The following is a 21497-nucleotide window of genomic DNA, read 5'->3' as shown; positions in this document are numbered from 1 at the left end:
GCTTCACCCTCCTTATTTGTCTGTCAGGTGACGAACGGCCTTGGCCAATTCTTCAGGGTCCTTGTTGGAAACCAGCTTAGGTGGGTTTAAAGGTGCGAAACCATTATTCCCCTCGTCCGTCTGCTCTGGTTTCGGTTTCAGCAATTCATTCAGGTCTTCATTTTCGTCTGGTGTCGTCAGGTCCAGGTTACCCCCTACGCCATCTACCTGAGAGCTTGCCCGGCTTTGGGCATTCCCCAGATCTGGCCGCGCCACAACACCTAGTGTCCAGCGCAGCACAAATGCAAGTAGGAACCAAAAAACGAAGGCGATCAAGCCACGAATTAAGCTCGTGGTCAGCAGATTGCTGCCAACGGACAACACAAAAGTCAGAATAAATCCGACTACTCCAGACCAAAGATTAATGCGTAAGCTGCCAAATAACATGTTTATAATTCCTTTACACCTTTTTGTACGCTTCGAATATTCAAAACGCCAGTTTCAGAGTCCAACTCAATCGTTCGTCCATAATTGCCACCTGTGTCCTCCGCAATCAAAGGAATGCCGAGATCTACGAGCATTTCCTTGCATGATTCTACATTACGTGGACCAATCCGCATGGTGTCTCCACTACCAGCAAAGGCGAACATCTGCGCTCCCCCTGCCATTTTGGCAATCAGCCTGCGTCGTTCAGCACCCAATTTCAGCATCCGCTCAAATAACTCGGGCAGCGCCGTATCGGCGTATTTAGCAATATTCAGTTGCCCTTCACGTGCAATATCCGAGGATGGTAGCATCACATGTGCCATACCTGCCAATTTCAAATGAGGATCGTAGAGAGTCAATCCGACGCAGGAGCCAAGTCCTGTCGTGCGAATCGAGTTCGGGTTACTGGTAACATTTAAGTCAGCCATACCGACTTTAATGATGCTTTTATCCTCAATCATCGTTCATCGGGACTCCTAACGACCTAAAGATTTTCCCGAACGATTCTGGATCAGGAATCAGGAAAAATTGACCCTCTATCTGATTCTGCCCTTCCAGAAACGATGTGTCAATCAATAATGCAGCATCCCCCATCTGCCCAAACTGCAGCAGTCCATAGCTGAGAATTGCTCCTGCCATGTCCAACGCCAGCGCAGGGACTGTTGGATACATAGATAAACGCGTAAAGTCTGCCAGCGAAGACAGGTATGAGCCCGCTAAAATGTTTCCGATCTCCGACAGGGCTGAGTGCTCCATTTCGTTAAAACTGTCCTCGTCATCTGAAGGAATATTCGCCAAACGGGAAAGTAAGCTTTTTGCCGCCTGAGGCTGCAATATGAAGAATAGATTCCCGGGGGCTTCCCCTTCTACCCTAAAAAATATTGCAACAACAAGTTGCTCATAGCCGCCGACTTTCTCGGCAATTTCCTCAAAGGGCAGCATTTGTACTTTGGGGACACCCATATCGACCGGTTTATTGAGAAGCCGGGAGAGCGCTGTAGCAGCGTTCCCCGAGCCAATGTTGCCGACTTCTTTCAACACATCCAACTTGAAGTCTTCAAGATTTCCGAGATTTTCCATATGTTAATCCTCTAAGCCTTCCAGTTGGTTCATCTCGCTACGATTCAGGACTTCGGACAAGTTCAGCATAATCAACAAGCGCTCTTCACCAATTTTAGCAACTCCGCGAAGGTATTTAGCCTTAACTCCGCCAATCACTTCCGGTGGTGTCTCGATATTGTCAGTATTCAGGTCAATAACGTCATTCGCTGAGTCAACGATAAAGCCGACTTGCATTTCACCCACTGCAACGATAATGATGCGAGTTTGATCGGTATATTCAGCTTCAGGCAATCCAAATCGGCCACGAAGATCAATAACCGGAATGACTACGCCTCTCATGTTGAATACGCCTTTAACAAAATCGTAGGTTCTTGGAACCCGTGTAATCGGCACCATGCGTTCAATAGATTGGACTTTTTCTACTTCAACACCGTATTCCTCTTCACCAAGCTTAAATACGATAACTTTAATTTCTTCTCCCATGTCTAAAAACCCTCCTTATTGATGTCAGCAACTTCACATTTCTTTCATTTCTGATGAAGACATTATTTAATGAAAACATTCGGGTCAATGATCAAAGCAACCTGACCGTCACCCAGAATCGTGGCGCCTGAAATTCCTTGGATGTTTGGAAGGTATTTGCCCAGATTTTTAAGGACAATTTCACTTTGCCCCAAAAAGTCCTGTACGGAAAGAGCTGCCAGACGGTCTCCCTTGCGGATGACCACGACCTCTGTCTCTTCTTCTTCATCTTCATTGAAGTCCGGTACCTCAAACAGCTGACTCAAGGAGATGAGCGGGATATGAGAATCGCGGAAAGCAATCATTTTATTGCCATGTACAGAACGAATTTGTGTCCGTTTGACGATCGCAGTTTCCACAATGGAGGACAATGGAATCGCATATTTTTCAGAACCGATCTGTATCATCATGGCTGCAATAATGGATAGGGTCAGCGGCAATTGCACAGAGAAATTAGTGCCTTGGCCCAGTGTAGAGTGAACCGTAACATTGCCACCCAAAGCGGTGATTTTGGATTTAACAACGTCCAAACCGACACCGCGTCCTGATACGTCTGAAATGACTGCAGCTGTGCTAAAGCCCGGAGCAAACAATACCTGATAGGCTTCCTCGTCGGTCATGACCGCTGCCTGCTCTGCCGTCAAAATCCCTTTAGAAATAGCACTGTTTAGTACCTTATCGCGATTAATACCATTTCCGTCATCTTCAATCTCGATGAATACGTTATTTCCGCTATGGAAAGCACGCAAGTTAACCGTTCCTGTCTCAGGTTTACCAGCTGCTATCCGATCGGCTACCGACTCAATGCCATGATCCACGGAGTTACGAAGCAAATGCACCAGAGGATCGCCAATTTCGTCGATAACAGTGCGGTCCATTTCAGTCTCTGCTCCAGTAATAACCAAATCAAGTTTTTTATCCAGCGATTTGGCCAGATCGCGCACCATACGCGGAAAACGATTGAAAACAGTATCTACTGGTACCATCCGCAATTTAAGAACGACGTTTTGCAAATCGCTGCTCACACGACTCATGTGCTCTACGGTTTCTGTCAGTGCTGGATTGGAAGCTTCACTTGCCAACTGCTCTAACCGCACACGGTCAATAAGCAACTCGCTAAATAAGTTCATAAGTACATCCAGACGTTCAATATCTACACGAATCGTACGGTTATGCGTAGGCGCAGCTGCCTTAGCTGCTGGCGCCTTACCTGCAGCTGGCTTAGCCACAGAGGCCGCAGCTGGAGACTGCGGCTGGGAAGGAGCAGGTGGTTGCACGGCAACAGGAGCTTCCTGTACTGCAGCAGTCTCAGCCAGTCCAGCAGTAACTTCGCTCATTTGTTTAAGCGATTCCTGATCTAGTTGTACCACTGAGACAGTCTCAATTTCAGAGATACCCGCGATTTCCTTTTCCAGCTCCCCAACTTCTTTCTGCGTTATGTAATATAACGAGAAGCTTTGCTCGAATTTCTCCTGCTCAATATCCTGTACCGACGGATAGGCCTTGACGATTTCACCAGAGTTTTCCAGCGTATTGAACACCATAAAAGCACGTGCCGCCTTCAACTGGCTCTCTGAGCTGATTGTTACCTGTATATAGTGAACACGATGTCCTTCAGAAATAGATTGCTCCAGTACAGAATACTGGAACTGATCCAAGACAAGCCCAGCACTATCGTTTTTGTCCACTTTTTTAGATGGAGACTCCTCAGTGGCAGCATTTGCGCCAGACTTTTGGAAATCCCCGCTCACGATGGATTGTAGTGAAGATACAATAGAGGAGACATCCGCTTTTCCGTCGCCTCCCTCTGTAATGTGCTGCACCATGGACTCCAAAGCATCCAATCCTTTAAATAAGGTATCGAATATAAATTCATGCATCGCCAGCTTGTTGTTACGTACCAGATCAAGAACGTTTTCCATTTGGTGAGTGAGCGATGCTAGGTCTTCAAACCCCATCGTAGCAGCCATTCCCTTGAGGGTATGGGCAGAACGGAAAATCACCTGAACGATGCCTAGATCGGTTGGATTGCTTTCCAGTTGAAGCATTTTTTCGTTAAGAGATTGCAGATGATCATTCGACTCATCAATAAACATGTTTAAATATTGGTTCATGTCCATTGTGAGACACCTCCTCCATGAGTTACACTCCGATTATTTCACAACTTGTACAAGCTTGGGGGCGATCTCCTGCATTGGCAGAAGGTGACGCACACATTTTAACTCTACTGCTGAGCGGGGCATTCCGTACACTACACAAGTTTCCTCATTTTCAGCAAATGTGGATTGTACCCCAGCATCATAAAGCTTTTTCATCATTTTGGCCCCGTCGCTCCCCATTCCAGTGAGCAATACTAGATGCCGCTCCAACGAGGTTAACGAGAGCAACGATTCAAACATCGTATCTACGGAAGGACGGTGACCATTGCGAGCTTCCTCCATCTTCAGTGACACAGTGTATTTACCACCGGCTCCTGGCACAATTCTTAGTTGATATCCCCCTGGGGCAATGTAGGCCGTTCCAGTCTCCAGCGTCATTCCCTGCTCAGCCTCCACAACTCGGAGTGGACTTAACGTGTTTAAGCGTTGTGCCAGCGAACGAGTGAAGTTTGGCGGCATATGCTGAACGATAACGATTGGAGCAGGAAAATCACCAGGAATGCGTTCCAACAGCGTCTTGAGCGCCCGCGGACCGCCCGTAGAACATCCCACCGCCACCAGTTTGCGAAAGCTGGACGTGTGCACACCTTTTTTAAGAGAAAATCCCTTAGATGTGGCAGGAACTGTAGGTGCAGTTACTGGAGGCGTAGCAGCCGCAGGAGTAGCTGATGAAATCACCGTCTTACGGGGCTCCGGCTTAACCAGCCCTGCTTTATCCTTACCATGCAGCGATTTGCCAGCGGCCGTATTAGAACTGTTTAGTTGCCCTGGTGTTCGTCCCATCCCCTTGGACAAGTCTTCCTTCTTCTGAACAGTAGGTGCTTGGACTGACTTGCTCGGCTGAGGAGCTGGCTGTTCTATGCGCCCCGCTGTAACAGATGTTCCAGACTGTTGTCGTTTAGTTTCCTGCTTGGCTGTTGCCGGGGCGGACTTGCCCACATCACGCTTCGGCTGAGCTGATACAGCAGGTGAAGGAGCAAGCGGAACAACAGGAGGCTTGTCTGTCGAAGCTTGACTGCCTGTTCGTTTCTCAGTCACAGCCTGTCCTGGAGGCTTTTCCTGTGGCGTTTTCTCCGCTTGTTCCAATGCAGCTTTGCGCTCATTAGCTTCCTTGCGTTCCAGGCGGCTCCGCACTGCTTGCATAGCAGTGTGCATCTGTTCCAGCAGCGCCTTGCTCACTTGCTCAATATCTTGCGCATGAGCAATGGAAGGCTTTCTTATAAAATCGAAAGCTCCTGCCTCCAGAGCCATGATGGTCTCCTTCATACCTTGTTCATTAATGCCTGACAGCATAATAACAGGTAGCGGATGGGCTGCCATAATCAATGGCAATGCTTCAAGACCATTCATTTCAGGCATCTCGACATCCATGGTGACCAAATCGGGCTGCAATTCCTTCACTTTCTCTACAGCCTCTTTGCCATTGGCGGCTGTACCTACGATGTTGAACGACTCATCCCTTACAATTAAATCTGTAATAATTTTGCGCATAAAGGCCGAATCATCTACAACCAGCACCTGGTAAGCACACATGTTAAACACCTCTGTTTCCTCTCATCAAAATCAATGTACAGAACGCCGCAACCATTTTTGCATAAACCCTTTAATTCCACTCAATGCACCTGATTGCGGAATCTGTGGCATTGCTGCAAAACGGTGTGCCAGATTCAATACATCTCTTGAAGCCGCACATCCCGGAAAAGCAACCATAAAAGGTACTTGCCTTTTGACTGCTTGCATGACATGAGTATCATCACTGATATGTCCAAGCAACGGGATTTCGATCTCCAAAAAGCGTTTCGCAACCAGTGCGATCTTATCGGCAACTTGACGGGCCTCATTATCGTTATCGGCACGATTGACTATAATTTTGAATACCGTATCCTTTTGTAACCCGCTGACGACTTTAATTAGCGCATACGCATCTGTTAAGGACGTCGGTTCCGGTGTGGTTACGACCAGGCATTCGTCAGCTGAAGTGATGAATTTAAGGTTTTCTTTGGATAAACCTGCACCTGTATCAAATAGAATGTAATCCATATCTGCCGTCATTTTCTCTACTTCTTCGGCAAAATAATTCAGATCGTTATCCGATAACGTAAACAATTCGCTCAAGCCCGATCCTCCAGCAATATAAGGCAAACCACCTACACCCGTTTGAATAATTTCATCAATTGATTTCTCACGTTTTAGCAGGTGAAGAAGATTGTATTGTGAATTGGCTCCCATTAATACATCAATATTGGCCATACCTATATCAGCATCAAACACAAGTACCTTTCGACCAAAGGATTGCAGAGCCAGAGCAAAGTTCAGCGTGAAATTGGATTTGCCCACCCCGCCTTTACCACTGGTGATCGTTATAATTTTTGCTTGACGATTACGTGGGGGCAATCGATATTTATCCAAGGAAGAAGCCATTTGTCTAAGTGATTGGGCTTGGTCACTCATATGGAATCTCCGTTAACTCCTGTTGATGCTTTGGGTCCAAGCAGCATGCTTGTCACCATTTCTGTATCGGGATGAAGCAGGTCGTCAGGAACATTTTGTCCATTGGTAATATAGGCCAGCTGCATCGGAAAATGATGCAAAAGGTTAAACATCCCACCACAGCTACCTGTCTCGTCCATCTTAGTAAATACAACCTTACCAAGACCAAACTTGCTGAAATGTCCAGTTATATTGAGCATATCTTTACTTTTGGATGTCAGACTGAGTACCAGATACGTCTCACTTTCATTAATAGGCGAGAGCAGACTTTGCAGTTCCGAAACAAGTAATTCATTACGATAATTTCGTCCTGCGGTATCCATGAGGATCAGGTCACAATGTTCCAGACGTTGAATGGCTCTGTGGACGTCACCAGGAGATTGCACAACTTCAAGCGGTACATTCAAAATCGTAGCATATGTACGCAGTTGCTCGACGGCTGAAATCCGGTACGTGTCAGAAGTAATAAATCCAACTTTGCGATGATGCTTAAACAACTGCTCTGCTGCTAACTTGGCAATGGTTGTCGTTTTCCCTACTCCGGTAGGACCTGCCACATACACAATTTTGGTATCTTTAGAGATCCCTTTGTCCAGTCTTGTCTGAATAAAACTGGCCACTTCCTCACGAAAGGCTTGTTCCCAATCAAAAGTTTCAGGCGCAAAAGGGTGCTCACTCCGACGCACATATACCTGTTCGAGCCAATACTCCAGTAAATCACGTTCCACTTCCTGCTCCAGTACACGCTCACAAATCTCTTGCAGCGGCTCCGGCCAAGTACTTTCCAATGAAGAATTTCGGGAAAACCGAGTCATCATGGCTTTCATTTCCCGCAATTCATTAAGCAGAGCCTGATTTTCCTCTACTCCGCTCTTATCTGGAGCACTTACTTCAATGGGCTGTTTAAACAGTTCACTGGATGATTTCATGTTCGAAAGCAATGCTTCATGATCAAGTGCTTGAGATATAGTCTCCAGATTATTTGCAGACCTAGATGACAAATGCTCAGTTGCTGAAGCAGCTTGTTCTTCATTAATCGTTAATTCAGCTTGTTCTTCTTTGGAACCACCCGTCATCTGCGTTACCCGTCGATAAGCTTCTGGAGCAGCTTGTCTGGGAACCACAGGCATAAATGATTTTTCTGGCTGTTCAGGAGCGTTCATTAGAGGTGAAGCCGCCTGGGCAAGTTCTTGTGAAGAGGGCCCAAACCGTCGTGGCTTTTGAGGTTGCTTCTCCTCTACCGCAGCAACCACTTCGATTTTCTTTTTACTGAACATTCCCATGAAACCGCCGACCTTCATTTCTTTTGTACTTAAAATGACGGCGTCTGTTCCTAAGTCACCCCTGATTTGCAGCATAGCTTCTGGCATGGTATCCACTACATATCGTTTCACTCTCATAAGTTCACCACCCCGACACTTTGAATTTCAACGTTCGGCTCCAGCTCACTGTACGACAGCACCGGGACATCCTGCATCGTCCGCTCCATCACTTGCCGCAAATACATACGAATTGTCGGTGACGTTAACACAATAGGCTGCTGTCCAGATTGAATAAGGCGGTTGATTTGCTCCATCATTCTTTGATACACCGTTTGCGTAGACACCGGATCAAGAGCCAAATAGCTACCTTGCTCCGACTGTTGCACGCTTTCAGCAATTTTCTTCTCCAATCCTGGTCCCACTGTAATAACGCGTAACGTCTCCCCTTGTTGGGCAAATTGCTGCGTAATCTGGCGGGACAACGCCTGACGGACATATTCAGTCAGCACGTCGGGATCTTTTGTATAAGTACCATAGTCAGCTAATGTTTCGAAAATAGTCACCATATCGCGAATGGAGATTTTTTCTTTCAACAGCTTGGCCAGCACTTTTTGTACATCCCCAATCGCAAGCACAGAAGGAATAAGGTCGTCCACCAGCACTGGATAATTCTCTTTGAGATTGTCGACCAGCGACCGTGTTTCCTGTCTGCCAAGCAACTCATGAGCATGTTTCTTGATTGTCTCCGTAAGATGAGTAGCTACAACTGAAGGTGGATCAACTACGGTATAACCCGATAGTTCCGCAACATCCTTGGTGTTCTCATCAATCCAGAGCGCAGGCAATCCGAAGGCTGGTTCCGTCGTTTCGATTCCTGTAATAGAATCATCGTCGTATCCTGGACTCATAGCCAGGTAATGATTTAACAGAAGCTCTCCGCCGCCCACGGTATTACCTTTAATTTTAATTACATACTCGTTAGGCTTGAGCTGAATGTTGTCCCGAATACGAATGACCGGCACAACCAAACCCAGCTCCAAAGCACATTGACGACGGATCATAATAATCCGATCCAATAAATCCCCGCCCTGCTGTGTATCCGCCAGCGGAATTAACCCGTATCCAAATTCAAATTCAATTGGATCTACTTGAAGCAGATTAATGACACTTTCCGGACTACGGACTTCTTCAATTTGTTGCTCCTCTTCCAGCTGTTCATCGGCTATCTGCTTGCGCTCCATATTGCCCTGCATTCTTCGAGCCGCGAAAAACAGCAGTATCGCCAGTGGAAGAGTTGTAATGATATGAATAGGTGTGAAAAGTCCCAATAATGCAATTGTGGCTGCCACAATGTAGATCAGTTTTGGATAAGAAAAGAGCTGTCCAGTTAAATCCTCCGCCAAGTTGCCATCCGACGTAGCCCGCGTAACAATCAAGCCTGACGCCGTCGATATGAGCAGTGCGGGAATCTGGCTGACCAGTCCGTCACCGATGGTGAGGACAGAATAAGTCGACAGCGCCTCTTGAAATCCTTTTCCCTGAACGGCCATACCGATAATAAAGCCACCGACCAAGTTAATGATCAAAATGATAATACTAGCAATGGCATCACCTTTAACGAATTTACTCGCACCATCCATCGCTCCGTAAAAATCTGCTTCCCGTTCGATTTTACTGCGTCGTTCACGGGCTTGCTGCTCATTGATCAAACCTGCATTCAGATCAGCATCAATACTCATTTGTTTACCCGGCATCGCATCCAACGTAAAGCGTGCGCCTACCTCAGCAACCCGCTCAGATCCCTTGGTGATAACAATGAACTGTACGACCACGAGAATGAGAAAGACAACAAAACCGACGGCAATTTGCCCTCCTGCAATCCAACTACCAAACGTAGCAACTACTTCCCCTGCATGGCCCTCTCCTAAAATAAGTTTGGTTGTAGAAATATTAAGTGCCAATCGAAACAACGTTGTAATGAGCAACAATGAAGGGAAAATAGAGAACTGTAATGCTTCCTTCGTGTTCATAGAAACGAGTAGAATCATCAAAGCAATAGAAATATTAATGACGAGTAGGATATCCAGCAGCCATGATGGGATCGGGAGAATCATCATAAGAACGATACCGATGACGCCTGCAAGGACAGTTATTTCTTTTATTTTCACGGGTCTCTAGCCCTCCGATCCCTTTATTTCACTTTACCTTTTAATTTATATACATACGCCAGCACTTCGGCAACGGCCTGGAACAGATCAGCTGGTATCGCATCCCCGATTTCGGCTCGTTGAAACAGCGCCCGCGCCAGCGGCTTGTTTTCCATCGTTATTACGCCGTTTTGCTTGGCAATTTCTTTAATTCGGAGTGCAACGTAATCTTGCCCTTTCGCAATAATCTGCGGCGCTTCCATCTCCGAACCGTCATATTTCAATGCCACAGCAAAGTGCGTAGGGTTGGTGATGATGACATCTGCATTAGGAACCTCCTGCATCATACGCTGCATAGCCATACGGCGCTGACGCTCGCGAATTTTCCCCTTGATCAGCGGGTCACCCTCCATTTTCTTGTATTCATCCTTGATGTCCTGTTTGGACATTTTCAGGTTTTTCTCATGTTCGTAACGTTGATACATATAATCCAACACCGCTAAAACGAACAGCACCACACCAATTTTGAGCCCCAGTTCCATTGTTAATGAAGCTGTAAAGCTCAACATCTGATCGCCGGACATTTCAGCTAGTTTGGGTAGGTCAGCCTTTGTTTTCCAGAGTACGCTGTACACCAGATAACCAATTACGGTCATCTTTAAAACAGATTTCAGGAATTCAACCAATGACCTCATGGAAAAAATATTTTTGAATCCTTTAATCGGATCAATCTTGCTAAACTTGGGCGTAATGCCCTCTCCGGTTAATAAAAAACCGATCTGCATGTAATTCGCTACTATCCCGATGACAATAGCCCCAATAAAAATAGGTGCCAGCATAATCAAGATTTGCACGCCGTACTCGCCCATCATCAGCAGCGTTGTGTTCGGCGTTACCTCCATAGAGAGCCGATTCACAAAAATATCTCGAAATAGTCGAACTGCATGATCCTTAAAATACCCGCCGAAAATCATGAGGCAAAAAAACGTAACCAGCAGGACACCAGCGGCGGGCAACTCCATGCTTTTGGCAACCTGCCCTTTTTGTCTTGCATCCTGTTTCTTTTTGGGTGTAGCTTTTTCCGTTTTTTCCCCTGAGAACAACTGCAGGTTCATAGCATATTTAAATGACAAACTACGTTCCTCCAGACCAGACATTAAGGACGATTACCCATAATATCCAACAAGTTGCGCATGGATTCGAACATCACAGAAAACAATCTTTCGAATATAAAAGCAAAACTTGGCATGAGAAGCAGTAACATGAACAGTCCCACAATAATTTTAAGAGGTACACCAATAACAAAAATGTTGAATTGTGGCGCTGTTTTAGCTAAAAAACCGAGTCCCACATCTGTTAAAAAGGTAGCCACTACAATGGGAGCAGCAATTTGAAAAGCAAGCATAAATGATTCCGCAAAAGAACGTACCAGGAATTCAGTTACACTGCCACCATACAGCTTTACAAAAAAATCATTTGTCAACGGTACCCAATCATAGCTGTATAAGATAGCATTTAGCAGATGATGGTGCCCATTTATACTTAAAAAGAACAATACAGCTATGGCAAACTTAAAATTCCCCGTTAAAGGCGTTGAAGCCCCTGTCATAGGATCAAACACACTCGCCATTCCGAAACCCACCTGTAGGTCTATAAAAGAACCTGCGGTTTGGATCGCTGTCATGAACAGATATGCAGTAAACCCCAATAACAACCCAATCAGCACTTCACGGCCCACTAAGAGCACATACGCTACATCGGTCGGTACCTGTTGATGCGTACCATATGTAAGATACACGACCAAAGCTAGAAATCCTGAAATTCCGACCTTAAAGATATTAGGTACCCCTCGGGTTGAAAAAATAGGCGCTACTACAAAAAATGAGGTAATCCGACAAAAAATCAGCAAAAAAACAGGAAAACTCTGTAACAATATGTTCATAACATTCAGCCTAACCTATATATTTGTACAAATTGTCCAGAATGTTATACGTAAAGTCCACTAATGTGGTCAATATCCAGGGCCCGAACAAAAGCAATGCCAGCAATACGGCGACAATCTTCGGAACAAAGGCCAGTGTTTGCTCCTGAATTTGGGTTGTCGCCTGAAAAATGCTGATAATCAAACCCACGACTAGCCCCAAAATCAGCATCGGAGCGCTCACCTTGAGTACAATGTACACCGCTTGCCCAGCCAGGGAAATAATAAACTCCGAAGTCATTGCCGTCCTCCTTGATTGCTGTCCTTGCATGAAGTATTCATGTGTTAAAACTCAGAAGCAATGATTTGACAACCAAATACCAACCATCTACAAGTACGAAAAGCAGTATTTTAAAAGGAAGTGAAATCATTACAGGTGGTAGCATCATCATCCCCATAGCCATGAGTGTACTCGACACCACAATGTCTATAACTAAAAACGGTATGAAAATCATAAAGCCCATCTGAAATGCCGTTTTCAACTCACTGATTGCATAAGCCGGAACCATCACCGTTAGTGGAATATCCTGATAATTCTTTGGTTTTTCCATCTTGGTGTATTTCATAAAGAGCAGTAGATCCTTCTCACGTGTATGAGAGAACATAAAGGTCTTGATCGGTACCGATGCCTTATCCAGCGCCTGAGACTGTGTTATATCCCCCTTGAGATACGGCTGAAGTGCAGTTTCATTCATAGCTGAGAATGTCGGTGCCATAATGAATAAAGTGAGAAACAAAGCCAGTCCGACAAGCACCTGATTAGGCGGCATCTGCTGGGTTCCCAGCGAAGTTCGCACAAAGCCAAGCACAATCACAATTCGCGTAAAACTTGTCATAAGTACAAGCAACGCGGGCGCTACACTAATGACAGTAATAAGTAAAATAATAGACAGCGAGGTGGCACCGGGCTGTCCTTTGTCCGAATTGCCGACTTGAATATCAATGTTCGGAATCGGTTCCGCAGAGGCCGCCGTCACCGAAATGAAGCTGAACAAGACAAGCAGCAAACATGCAAGTATAATCTTTTTTCTCATGAATCTCCCGACCGATCTGTAGTATTCTCCTCATTGCGCAGCTTTTCAAGTTTATCCTTGCGATTCGGCATTTGCCGAAGCTTGGATTCAAACATCTCGTGAAAAGATGTCTCCTCTTCAGGCTGCTGCTGTGCCGCGTTGTTCCGGCGAAGCTTATCCGCAATTTTAGCGAATAGCGGGGCAATCGGGCCGCGCTGCAGAGAAGCTTCTTGCTCCAGTGCGGCCAAAATTTGCTCCACTTCTTCAGGATCGGATACTTTGTCAACAAGCCGGATATCTTCTCCCACACCAATGAGGTACACACTGCTACCAACTTCAACAAGCTGAAGGGATTTATTGGGACCAAGTCCCACGCCTCCCAGTATGCGAACGGAGCGGTTGCTGAACCAGCTCTGATTTCTTTTACTCAAAAACCGTATCAAGTACACGATCAGTACGATGATAAAGATTAGCACGAAAAGGACCCAGGCAATGTTGCCTATATTGCTGGATGTACTCAATGCGTCAGAGGCACCCTGTTGTGTATCCATACTGGGTGCGCCTTACACACCCAGTGTTTTGTTGATGGCTTCGATAACCCGATCCGATTGGAAAGGCTTAACGATAAAATCTTTTGCGCCAGCTTGAATGGCATCAATAACCATTGCTTGCTGACCCATCGCGGAACACATGATAACCTTTGCGTTCGCGTCAATTTGTTTGATTTCCTTCAGAGCGGCAATGCCGTCCATTTCAGGCATCGTGATATCCATCGTAATCAGGTCCGGACGAAGCTCCTTGAATTTTTCAATGGCCTGTGATCCGTCCTGGGCCTCTCCTACTACTTCAAATCCATTTTTGGACAGGATGTCCCGAATCATCATTCTCATAAATGCAGCATCGTCCACGATCAAAATACGGTTTGCCATCTGAAATAAATCCTCCCTAAATTATGCTTTTATTGTAATTTTTGAATACGGTCCCATTGGCTTACAATATCTGTTACACGCACGCCAAAGTTCTCGTCGATTACGACAACCTCGCCCTTGGCAATCAGTTTGTTGTTAACCAAAATGTCCACCGGCTCCCCGGCAAGCTTGTCCAGTTCAATAATTGAACCTTGTGAGAGCTCCAGAATATCTTTAATTTGCTTTTGGGTCCTTCCTAATTCTACGGTGACTCTAAGGGGAATGTCCATCAATAAATTTAAATTGTTTTCATCCACTTGCGCAAATGCACCGGACTGCAAGTTAGAAAATTGTACAGGTTGTACATTTACATTACGTCCCGGTACTGCGCCGTAGTGATGAGGCGTTCCGTAAGGAGCTTGCGGTGGTACACCAGCTGGCATTCCATAACCCGGTGTTCCATAGCCTGGAGCGCCCTGCTGCCCGTATCCCGGGTCTTGAGGATACATTGGCGGTTGTTGCCCATAGCTTGGGTCTTGCGGCGCCTGCGCGGCTGCAGGCGGCTGCTGATAGGCTGGTGCAGGCGGTTGCTGCGGAACGCTAGCTTGTTGCGGCGCTTCAGGAGTTGCTGTTGCAGCTACCTGCTGTGCGGACGCTTGCGGTTGTTCCTCTTCCTCTCCGCCATTCATTAGGATGCTCACCATTTTTTTGGCGAAATTAACAGGTAACAATTGCATCAGCGTAGAGTCAATAAGATCCCCGATCAATAACCGGAAGGATACTGTAATGAGCGTCTCTTCATCCGGCAGACTGGATACTCCATCACCGTGCATAGGATCCAAAATATCAATCCCCGGTGGAGAGATATTAACAAAACGATTAAACATGGTAGACATAGAGGTCGCCGAAGATCCCATCATCTGGTTCATCGCTTCCTGCACGGCACTGATGTGGATTTCATTCAATTCTTCATCTACTGGGTTTCCTTCACCACCAAGCATTAAGTCCGCTATCACTTGTGCATCACGCTTTTTGATTACGAGTGAGTTAATACCCTCGAATCCATCGACATAATTTACATGTACAGCTACGTGTGGCTTTGGAAATGCAGTTTCAAATTCAGAACGGGTAATAATTGAAACTTTAGGTGTCGTAATATCCACCTTTTGACCGAGCAGTGTGGAAAGAGCCGTAGCTGCGCTGCCGAACGTTATATTACCGATTTCCCCGAGAGCATCCTGCTCCAGAGGAGTCAGAAAATCGTCAACGGTCTTGTTGGCGGGAGTAGAATCCGTCCCCGCTTCAGACTGTTTCAGCAAGGCATCGATTTCCTCCTGGGACAAATAGTCTTTACTCGTCAATTTCTTCAACTCCTTCGTTGACAATTTCATCAATTTGTACGGCAACACGATCTCTTACCATGCCGGGACTTCCCATAAACTTCAATTTCTCGCCTACCCGGATGGATAGTCCTTCTTTGACAGGCTTGTTCAATGAAATGACATCCCCTACCGAAAGACCCAGAAACTCGGCTACATTTATCCGGGATTCACCCAACTCCGCAATAATAGGGAGCTCTGCTTTGGTGACCCGTAATCTCAAGGCGTCGATCTCTTCGGGCGCCCTTGATTTCTTTTCGGATGTAAACCACTGGTGCGTGGACAGTCTGGCCATAATGGGTTCCAATACCACGTGCGGGATACAGAGGTTAATCATCCCTGTGGTATCACCAATTTTGGTGCTAAGCGAAATCAGAGCAATCGTTTCATTCGGCGAAACAATCTGCATAAACTGCGGATTTGTTTCCATCGCCTCTAGGCGCGGTTCAATGTCCAGTACCGTTTTCCAAGCCTCTTGCAGGCTATCAAAGGTACGACTGAAAATCCGCTCCATGATCGTCGTCTCGATTTCGGTCAACGCAGCAACCTTTGACGGTGCCGAACCTGTTCCTCCGAGAAGCCTGTCCAACATGGCATAAGCAACGTTCGGGTGAACCTCAAGCACCATACGGCCTTCCAGCGGTTCAGCTTCAAAAATGTTTAGAATGGTCATTTTCGGAATGGAGCGAATGAATTCATCATAAGGAAGCTGCTCCACCTGAACGACATTAATTTGGACAAAAGTACGAAGCTGCGCTGAAAAATATGTGGTCAGATACCGTGCAAAGTTCTCGTGTATCCGCGTCAGACTCCGTATATGATCCTTGGAAAACCTCAGCGCTCTTTTAAAATCATAAGCGCGAACTTTCTTTTGGGTATCTTCCTTTTTAAGTTCTTCCGCATCCATTTCACCGGACGAAAGAGCTGCTAAAAGGGCATCAATTTCCCCTTGTGACAGTACATCCACCAATGTTATTCACCCCCTTACGTGTTCCTGACAAGTTCACCTGGAATCAAATGGCTGCCAGCAAAAAGTCTGTAATTTTGGCGTTCCCCAGGTGACCTTCAGGGAGCGACTTGTTGATGAGATCCGTCAGCTTGTCACTGAACTGGTCCCGGCCTTTAGCCGTTCTGAGCTCATCAGGTTTGGTGTCTGCAAGTAATTGAATAACGATGGGCTTAATACTGATATCTTTGATTTTTTCAAAAGATTCTTTTGCTTTGGCATCGTTCAATTGAAAAGATAGGTTCATCTGGACAATGTAATCTGCGTCTGCCAAATTCGTTTTGATACCGGTAATTTCAGAGCTCACTTCCACCAATTCATCTGCTGACAATCTTGGAAGTTGTTCTGCTTGAGCAGCTTGCGCATTCGGTATGACTTCCGACTTCTTCCCGCTAAGCGCTGGTATAAGTACAAAGGCCGCGCCTGCAATCAAAGTAATCGCGAGTAAAATTGTAATGAGCCATGGCAGCATCTTCTTCATTCGTCTTCCTCCATTTGTTGCACTTTTATCGTGGCGGCATGCATGCCGATTTCACGGCTGTAACCCTTGATCAAGGAGACGACATCTGCCGCTTTTTCCAATACAATCAACCGTTTCCCCGTCACCAAAGTGACGTATGTATCCGGTGTTTCCTCCACAGTCTCAATGAGCAGCGCATTAAGCCACATAGGCGAGCCGTTCAGCCGCGTTAACGGGATCATCGTAACACCAACCTCCTGATAGGTGCGGAGGAGCCTCTACTCCTCCGCGTTTAAATGAGATTATCGTTTCAAGTTTACAACTTCCTGAAGCACTTCATCCGAGGTCGTAATGATACGCGAGTTCGCTTGGAATCCGCGCTGAGCTACGATCATTTCGGTAAATTCGCCTGTCAGATCAACGTTGGACATTTCCAGCTGACCCGCGATGATAGCTCCACGCCCCTCTGAGTTGGCTGCTCCAGGCTCAATTGCATCAATATTTGAGTTGACCGTAGTACGGTACAAGCTCCCACCGATTTTTTCTAAACCTTCTGGATTCGTGACTCTGGCTAATCCAATTTGTGTACCATTATCAACTGTTCCGTCATCCAATTGTTGTACAATTGTACCGTCCTGTGAGATAGAGACTGCCGTAACATTGTCAGCAAGTGTGATTGGATCTCCACCCAAATCTCCCACAAAAAATCCATCGGAAGTAACCAGATTCCGGTTTGCATCTATGTGGAAATCACCCGCACGAGTCAGATAAGGAACTTCCTGTGCATCATTCATTTTGACCAGGAAAAATCCGTCACCGTTAATACGTAAATCCGTTGGGTTGTTCGTAGTCATTGCACTACCTGGAAGATGCAGTGTATCAATTGAGCTGACCGATACCCCCAAACCTACCTGCTTGGCATTCTGCCCGGCGGTTGTTGTTCCGTCTGGTGCACTTGCGCCTGAACTCGTTTGGCTCAAGATATCCTTGAACATTACTCGGCTGGACTTGAAGCCTGTAGTATTTACGTTTGCAATGTTGTTACCGATAACGTCCAGCTTCGTTTGAAAGCCCTTCATGCCCGATACACCTGAATACATTGATCTCAACATTGAGTATAAATCCTCCTCTGATTGGTTGCTTAGTTGACCGCATCAGTCGATCCGCGGCTTTTTCATGGCTTTCCTATTCGGGCCAGCCACTTCGTATACATTTTTCATGAAATAATTACAGCACTATCTATCTGCGTAAATACGTTATCCTCCATGGATTTCTTATCCATCGCGGTAACAACTGTTCGATTAGGTACACTTACAATCAAAGCCATATCCTGCATTAAAATCAATGATTCTTTGGCGCCTTTGGCAGCTGCTTTATCCACAGCAGAGTTGATTTTCGCCATTTGGTCACTTCTCAACTCTATTCCCCGCTGCTCCAGACGCTTGGCTGCATGGTTGCTCAGCTTGAGCACCTGATCCTGCAACACCTGACCGAACGGTCTGGCATCCTTGGATACCGAATTCACTCGGTTTTGTGTGATTGCTGCCGGGGGCACGTTGGCGGGAAAAAGGCGTCCGACCGTTATCCTGTCATTCATGAGTTCTCACCGCTTCCAGTAGAGGAAGAAGATGAAGTATCCGATGTACCTGTAGCGGGAGTCGTTGTGTTAGCTTGGCTCACTGATGTTACATCTTTTAATGCTACCTCAGCCGCTCCCATTTTGGCATACTGCACACCGTCGCGAATAACGATGGAATCCACGATTCCACTTTTCACTGTACCCGCGCCTGCTTCACCTGTAATGGAGTCTTTTTTACCTGCCTCAATCCAGCTGACTTCTTTTCCTATCAAACCGGAAGCCGTACCCAAAGACTGTCCCAATGCATTCAACTGCGTAGAAATGTTCATCAGTTGTTCCACCGAGGAAAACTGGGCCATTTGAGCGATAAATTCTTTATCCTCCAAAGGCTGCATCGGATCCTGATTTTGTAGCTGGGTGATCAAAATTTTCAGAAATTGATCTTTACCCATCGTTTTAGTATCCTTGGCACTTGCTGTTTTGACATTATTCACATTGTAATTCGGCCAGACGTTACTGGTGGATACATTGTTGTCTGTAGTCGTCATTGTGTTCTCACCTCCATCATTACGCTTGTGCTGTAAAGGAGCCTGTCCGATTCATATCATCTGCGCGTTGTTCTGCTGTCCAGTTACGAAGCTCTTCTGCCATTTCAGCTACCTTCATAGCATCCTCGCTCTCTTCTCTACCACGAGCTTTGGAACGTTGGTTGGATTGCTGCTGCTGATTAGCTCCAGATCCGCGTCCATCCTGATACATATGGGAGGAAAGCGACTCATTGTGCGTTACTTCTACCTTATCTACCTGGATACCTTGGCTCTGCAGGCTCGAACGCAGCTGCGACATTTGCTGTTCCAGCAAATCCTTCGCTCCGCTATGCTCAGTCATGAACTGGGCAACCAGATGACCATTTTGCATCGTCAGCTTAACCTCCAGCTGGCCCAGATGATCTGGACGAAGCATGATGGTCGCTTCCGTCAAACCAGTGTGTTTTACAATGTCAAGTTTCTGAACTACAAATTCGGTCATCTCCTTGGCAAATTGCCGTACATGTACGACTGGTTGAGCTGGAGCCGAAGGTGTTGTTCCTTGCGTTTGTACCGAAAGCTGTCCCGCAGTTGTGATCACTGGAGTCTGATTGTCAGTTGCTGTCGGATCCGCTTGCTCAGTTGCATCTACGAATGCACTCGCTTCATCCGCTCCAGTCGTCTTAACTGTAGACTGAACGAGAATATTAGTTGATGAACGTTGCCCTTCTGAACCTTGCTGATTAGTTTCGCCCTGACTTGCTTGCTGCTGAGAAACAACAACCTGTTTGTCTGTAGTAGCTGTAGCTACGGTCTGAGTACCATTTGCTCGATTTGCAGAAGGCTGAACCGCTTGTGAGTCCCCACCATCAGCAAGTTCCACAGCTTTCATTACACCATTCCACTGCTCATCGGAAATAGCTCCCGTCCCTGCCGTTGCGCTTTGGAGCGATTGTAGCAACTGTGCCACCTGGGACTTTTGGTCTCCAGAAGCCTGCTCTGCTACATTGGCAAGTTGTGACAAAGCGTCCTGCAATGCAAATCGAAGAGTAGCAGGGTTGGCTGCCAAGGCTGTTAAGCCTGTCGCCTCTGACGTTTCTCCACCGTTTAACTGTTGATTTGTTCCGTCGCCTTGCAAAAACTGTTGTACTTGCTGAATCCACGCTTGCAGAGAAGCAAGCAGAGCAGGATCGGCAGCTACCTGATCATCCAGCTTTTCGAGATTTTGCAGCAAAGGAGCCAGTGTTTCGACCAGCGGCTCGGTTGGAGCTTCCGTGGATTCTCCGGTTGCAATCAGCGGAAGTACCATAACTAATGGAGAACCGTTCGCATCTGTGCCTGCTGAGCCCGTTTGCCCGCCTGTCATCATTTGCGTAAGTGTTTGATTAAAAGCACCCGTGGTTGCTCCGGCAGCCGTGGCTGTACTCGTTGTTGAGGCTGTCGTACTGCTAGCTGTTTGACTGGAGCTGAGCGATACACTTTGAGAAATAAGGGTCATTTATTTTTCACCTCCCTTCATTTAAATTACTTACTGCCCATCAGTTTGTTCAAAATTTTTGCAGTCTGAGCCGCATCCTTGGCAGACATATTTTGTAGTAAAGAACCACGTGTCGAATCATCTACTGTATTTAATATGTTTAATGCCTTGTCTGGACTGATTTTGTAAGTTTGTAAAATAAGTTCGGCACCGCTCTTCTTGTCCATGGAAGCAAATGTGCTACTGATTTGAGTGCTTTGCAAACTCTTACTCGTCGTGCCAGCTGTGGTACCTTGATCCTTTTTCAGACGAGACTGCAACGCAGCAACTGACAAATCCGTAGATGGCGTTACGTTTTTCAGAGCCATAGTAATATCGGCTGCTTTTTTAGCGTCCATCTTTTGCAAAATCTTTGCACTGTTGGCAGGGTCCATGTAGCTTAGCAGCTGCACAGTCTCTTCCGTAGTCAGATTCTCCATAATCGGTGCCGCTTTACTAGCTGTCATTCCTTCATACATGCTAGCAAGATCTCTGGCCTGTTTTACATAAGGATCTTCATTTGTTGTTCCACCTGTAGTTTGCGTACCAGCCTGTCCCTGCTGACTGGCCTGTGGCTGCTGTTCCTGTTGCGTTTGCAGCGTATTGACCTGATTCTGCAGTTCAGTAACCTTTTTATCTTGTGTCGTCCTAGCAGCGGTAGCCTTTTTAAGCTCCTCCGTCTGCTTGGCTAAATCTGCCTTTAACTGCTGAATGGTTGCTTCAGAACTTTCAGACTGTGCCTTCTGATCTGCCTCTTTCGTCTGGGTAGCCTTATCTTTCGGTTCAGGCACCCAATTTTTAACAACTGGTATTTTGTTCCCTAATGAAATCATTTCGCTTCTGAAGTCCATATTGAACAATGTAAGCAGGACCCCGACCAGAACGATTGTGAACACAATCGGAATCAGGAAAAACATAAACCGTTCAAATCCCCCGCCTGATTCTTTTCCTAAATCCATATCCAGTTCATTTTCTGCTAACTTCTGTGCCATCGTCTTCCTCCTCAGGCAGCTGATATGCG

At 46.3% G+C, this 21497-nt stretch carries 24 protein-coding genes; all 24 read right to left on the bottom strand.

Annotated elements, in window-relative coordinates:
• Positions 1-12 precede the first annotated feature (12 nt).
• Positions 13-426, bottom strand: coding sequence for a hypothetical protein (locus tag NLX82_RS11595; protein ID WP_013309910.1), 414 nt, complete (start codon positions 424-426; stop codon positions 13-15).
• A 2-nt stretch (positions 427-428) separates the two neighbouring features.
• A complete protein-coding gene (locus NLX82_RS11590; RefSeq protein WP_010346358.1) occupies positions 429-926 on the bottom strand; it encodes a chemotaxis protein CheD in 498 nt (165 codons plus the stop codon).
• A complete protein-coding gene (locus tag NLX82_RS11585; RefSeq protein ID WP_023988204.1) occupies positions 919-1545 on the bottom strand; it encodes a chemotaxis protein CheC in 627 nt (208 codons plus the stop codon). The genes NLX82_RS11590 and NLX82_RS11585 overlap by 8 nt, the downstream gene beginning before the upstream one ends.
• A 3-nt stretch (positions 1546-1548) precedes the next feature.
• Positions 1549-2010 carry a chemotaxis protein CheW gene (locus NLX82_RS11580; protein ID WP_007430046.1) on the bottom strand — a complete coding sequence of 154 codons (462 nt, stop codon included), beginning with the start codon at positions 2008-2010 and terminating at the stop codon, positions 1549-1551.
• Positions 2011-2072: 62 nt separating this feature from the next.
• Positions 2073-4169: a chemotaxis protein CheA gene (locus NLX82_RS11575; RefSeq protein WP_023988203.1), complete on the bottom strand. Its 2097-nt coding sequence runs from the start codon at positions 4167-4169 to the stop codon at positions 2073-2075.
• A gap of 33 nt (positions 4170-4202) precedes the next feature.
• Positions 4203-5741, bottom strand: coding sequence for a chemotaxis protein CheB (locus NLX82_RS11570; RefSeq protein ID WP_254348210.1), 1539 nt, complete (start codon positions 5739-5741; stop codon positions 4203-4205).
• Positions 5742-5771: 30 nt separating this feature from the next.
• On the bottom strand, positions 5772-6659 hold the full coding sequence (locus tag NLX82_RS11565) for a MinD/ParA family protein (RefSeq protein WP_254348126.1): 888 nt from the start codon (positions 6657-6659) through the stop codon (positions 5772-5774).
• Positions 6656-8098 (bottom strand): flagellar biosynthesis GTPase FlhF, encoded by a 1443-nt coding sequence (gene flhF, locus NLX82_RS11560; protein ID WP_028542720.1) that lies wholly within the window; start codon positions 8096-8098, stop codon positions 6656-6658. Before flhF ends, NLX82_RS11565 begins: the two co-directional genes overlap by 4 nt.
• Positions 8095-10128, bottom strand: coding sequence for a flagellar biosynthesis protein FlhA (gene flhA, locus NLX82_RS11555; RefSeq protein WP_016820963.1), 2034 nt, complete (start codon positions 10126-10128; stop codon positions 8095-8097). Before flhA ends, flhF begins: the two co-directional genes overlap by 4 nt.
• 23 nt (positions 10129-10151) lie before the next feature.
• Positions 10152-11264 carry a flagellar biosynthesis protein FlhB gene (gene flhB, locus NLX82_RS11550; RefSeq protein WP_023988199.1) on the bottom strand — a complete coding sequence of 371 codons (1113 nt, stop codon included), beginning with the start codon at positions 11262-11264 and terminating at the stop codon, positions 10152-10154.
• On the bottom strand, positions 11264-12049 hold the full coding sequence (gene fliR / locus NLX82_RS11545) for a flagellar biosynthetic protein FliR (RefSeq protein ID WP_023988198.1): 786 nt from the start codon (positions 12047-12049) through the stop codon (positions 11264-11266). Before fliR ends, flhB begins: the two co-directional genes overlap by 1 nt.
• A 10-nt stretch (positions 12050-12059) precedes the next feature.
• The gene (gene fliQ, locus NLX82_RS11540; RefSeq protein ID WP_007430038.1) at positions 12060-12329 is read right to left on the bottom strand and encodes a flagellar biosynthesis protein FliQ; all 270 of its coding nucleotides are present in this window, start codon (positions 12327-12329) and stop codon (positions 12060-12062) included.
• Positions 12330-12366: 37 nt separating this feature from the next.
• The gene (gene fliP / locus NLX82_RS11535) at positions 12367-13122 is read right to left on the bottom strand and encodes a flagellar type III secretion system pore protein FliP (protein WP_013309901.1); all 756 of its coding nucleotides are present in this window, start codon (positions 13120-13122) and stop codon (positions 12367-12369) included.
• Positions 13119-13652 (bottom strand): flagellar biosynthetic protein FliO, encoded by a 534-nt coding sequence (locus NLX82_RS11530; protein ID WP_023988197.1) that lies wholly within the window; start codon positions 13650-13652, stop codon positions 13119-13121. The genes fliP and NLX82_RS11530 overlap by 4 nt, the downstream gene beginning before the upstream one ends.
• A 12-nt stretch (positions 13653-13664) precedes the next feature.
• Positions 13665-14030 carry a response regulator gene (locus tag NLX82_RS11525; RefSeq protein WP_010346372.1) on the bottom strand — a complete coding sequence of 122 codons (366 nt, stop codon included), beginning with the start codon at positions 14028-14030 and terminating at the stop codon, positions 13665-13667.
• A gap of 29 nt (positions 14031-14059) precedes the next feature.
• Positions 14060-15370, bottom strand: a complete 1311-nt coding sequence (fliY, locus tag NLX82_RS11520) for a flagellar motor switch phosphatase FliY (RefSeq protein WP_023988196.1) — start codon at positions 15368-15370, stop codon at positions 14060-14062.
• A complete protein-coding gene (gene fliM / locus NLX82_RS11515; protein WP_023988195.1) occupies positions 15360-16358 on the bottom strand; it encodes a flagellar motor switch protein FliM in 999 nt (332 codons plus the stop codon). Before fliM ends, fliY begins: the two co-directional genes overlap by 11 nt.
• A gap of 43 nt (positions 16359-16401) precedes the next feature.
• Positions 16402-16875, bottom strand: coding sequence for a flagellar basal body-associated FliL family protein (locus tag NLX82_RS11510; RefSeq protein WP_023988194.1), 474 nt, complete (start codon positions 16873-16875; stop codon positions 16402-16404).
• Positions 16872-17096 (bottom strand): flagellar FlbD family protein, encoded by a 225-nt coding sequence (locus NLX82_RS11505; RefSeq protein WP_013309896.1) that lies wholly within the window; start codon positions 17094-17096, stop codon positions 16872-16874. The genes NLX82_RS11510 and NLX82_RS11505 overlap by 4 nt, the downstream gene beginning before the upstream one ends.
• Positions 17097-17156: 60 nt before the next feature.
• Positions 17157-17966: a flagellar basal-body rod protein FlgF gene (gene flgF, locus NLX82_RS11500; RefSeq protein ID WP_023988193.1), complete on the bottom strand. Its 810-nt coding sequence runs from the start codon at positions 17964-17966 to the stop codon at positions 17157-17159.
• 104 nt (positions 17967-18070) lie between these two features.
• The gene (locus NLX82_RS11495) at positions 18071-18451 is read right to left on the bottom strand and encodes a TIGR02530 family flagellar biosynthesis protein (RefSeq protein ID WP_023988192.1); all 381 of its coding nucleotides are present in this window, start codon (positions 18449-18451) and stop codon (positions 18071-18073) included.
• Positions 18448-18981, bottom strand: coding sequence for a flagellar hook capping FlgD N-terminal domain-containing protein (locus tag NLX82_RS11490; protein WP_068940652.1), 534 nt, complete (start codon positions 18979-18981; stop codon positions 18448-18450). Before NLX82_RS11490 ends, NLX82_RS11495 begins: the two co-directional genes overlap by 4 nt.
• 19 nt (positions 18982-19000) lie before the next feature.
• Positions 19001-20458 carry a flagellar hook-length control protein FliK gene (locus NLX82_RS11485; protein WP_053325258.1) on the bottom strand — a complete coding sequence of 486 codons (1458 nt, stop codon included), beginning with the start codon at positions 20456-20458 and terminating at the stop codon, positions 19001-19003.
• Positions 20459-20484: 26 nt separating this feature from the next.
• The gene (locus NLX82_RS11480; RefSeq protein ID WP_053325257.1) at positions 20485-21468 is read right to left on the bottom strand and encodes a magnesium transporter MgtE N-terminal domain-containing protein; all 984 of its coding nucleotides are present in this window, start codon (positions 21466-21468) and stop codon (positions 20485-20487) included.
• Positions 21469-21497 lie beyond the last annotated feature (29 nt).

It is taken from the genome of Paenibacillus sp. A3M_27_13 (genome assembly GCF_024213315.1).
GTDB classification, from domain to species: domain Bacteria; phylum Bacillota; class Bacilli; order Paenibacillales; family Paenibacillaceae; genus Paenibacillus; species Paenibacillus polymyxa_B.
Note: the sequence above shows the minus strand (reverse complement) of the source record. Positions and strands in the feature narration are given on the sequence as shown.

Bases quoted from the DNA above. Each gene is read 5' to 3' on its own strand.
- NLX82_RS11595 (WP_013309910.1), bottom strand. From the start codon at position 426: ATGTTATTTGGCAGCTTACGCATTAATCTTTGGTCTGGAGTAGTCGGA.
- NLX82_RS11590 (WP_010346358.1), bottom strand. From the start codon at position 926: ATGATTGAGGATAAAAGCATCATTAAAGTCGGTATGGCTGACTTAAAT.
- NLX82_RS11585 (WP_023988204.1), bottom strand. From the start codon at position 1,545: ATGGAAAATCTCGGAAATCTTGAAGACTTCAAGTTGGATGTGTTGAAA.
- NLX82_RS11580 (WP_007430046.1), bottom strand. From the start codon at position 2,010: ATGGGAGAAGAAATTAAAGTTATCGTATTTAAGCTTGGTGAAGAGGAA.
- NLX82_RS11575 (WP_023988203.1), bottom strand. From the start codon at position 4,169: ATGGACATGAACCAATATTTAAACATGTTTATTGATGAGTCGAATGAT.
- NLX82_RS11570 (WP_254348210.1), bottom strand. From the start codon at position 5,741: ATGTGTGCTTACCAGGTGCTGGTTGTAGATGATTCGGCCTTTATGCGC.
- NLX82_RS11565 (WP_254348126.1), bottom strand. From the start codon at position 6,659: ATGAGTGACCAAGCCCAATCACTTAGACAAATGGCTTCTTCCTTGGAT.
- flhF (WP_028542720.1), bottom strand. From the start codon at position 8,098: ATGAGAGTGAAACGATATGTAGTGGATACCATGCCAGAAGCTATGCTG.
- flhB (WP_023988199.1), bottom strand. From the start codon at position 11,264: ATGTCTGGTCTGGAGGAACGTAGTTTGTCATTTAAATATGCTATGAAC.
- fliR (WP_023988198.1), bottom strand. From the start codon at position 12,049: ATGAACATATTGTTACAGAGTTTTCCTGTTTTTTTGCTGATTTTTTGT.
- fliQ (WP_007430038.1), bottom strand. From the start codon at position 12,329: ATGACTTCGGAGTTTATTATTTCCCTGGCTGGGCAAGCGGTGTACATT.
- fliP (WP_013309901.1), bottom strand. From the start codon at position 13,122: ATGAGAAAAAAGATTATACTTGCATGTTTGCTGCTTGTCTTGTTCAGC.
- NLX82_RS11530 (WP_023988197.1), bottom strand. From the start codon at position 13,652: ATGGATACACAACAGGGTGCCTCTGACGCATTGAGTACATCCAGCAAT.
- NLX82_RS11525 (WP_010346372.1), bottom strand. From the start codon at position 14,030: ATGGCAAACCGTATTTTGATCGTGGACGATGCTGCATTTATGAGAATG.
- NLX82_RS11510 (WP_023988194.1), bottom strand. From the start codon at position 16,875: ATGAAGAAGATGCTGCCATGGCTCATTACAATTTTACTCGCGATTACT.
- NLX82_RS11505 (WP_013309896.1), bottom strand. From the start codon at position 17,096: ATGATCCCGTTAACGCGGCTGAACGGCTCGCCTATGTGGCTTAATGCG.
- flgF (WP_023988193.1), bottom strand. From the start codon at position 17,966: ATGTTGAGATCAATGTATTCAGGTGTATCGGGCATGAAGGGCTTTCAA.
- NLX82_RS11495 (WP_023988192.1), bottom strand. From the start codon at position 18,451: ATGAATGACAGGATAACGGTCGGACGCCTTTTTCCCGCCAACGTGCCC.
- NLX82_RS11490 (WP_068940652.1), bottom strand. From the start codon at position 18,981: ATGACGACTACAGACAACAATGTATCCACCAGTAACGTCTGGCCGAAT.
- NLX82_RS11485 (WP_053325258.1), bottom strand. From the start codon at position 20,458: ATGACCCTTATTTCTCAAAGTGTATCGCTCAGCTCCAGTCAAACAGCT.
- NLX82_RS11480 (WP_053325257.1), bottom strand. From the start codon at position 21,468: ATGGCACAGAAGTTAGCAGAAAATGAACTGGATATGGATTTAGGAAAA.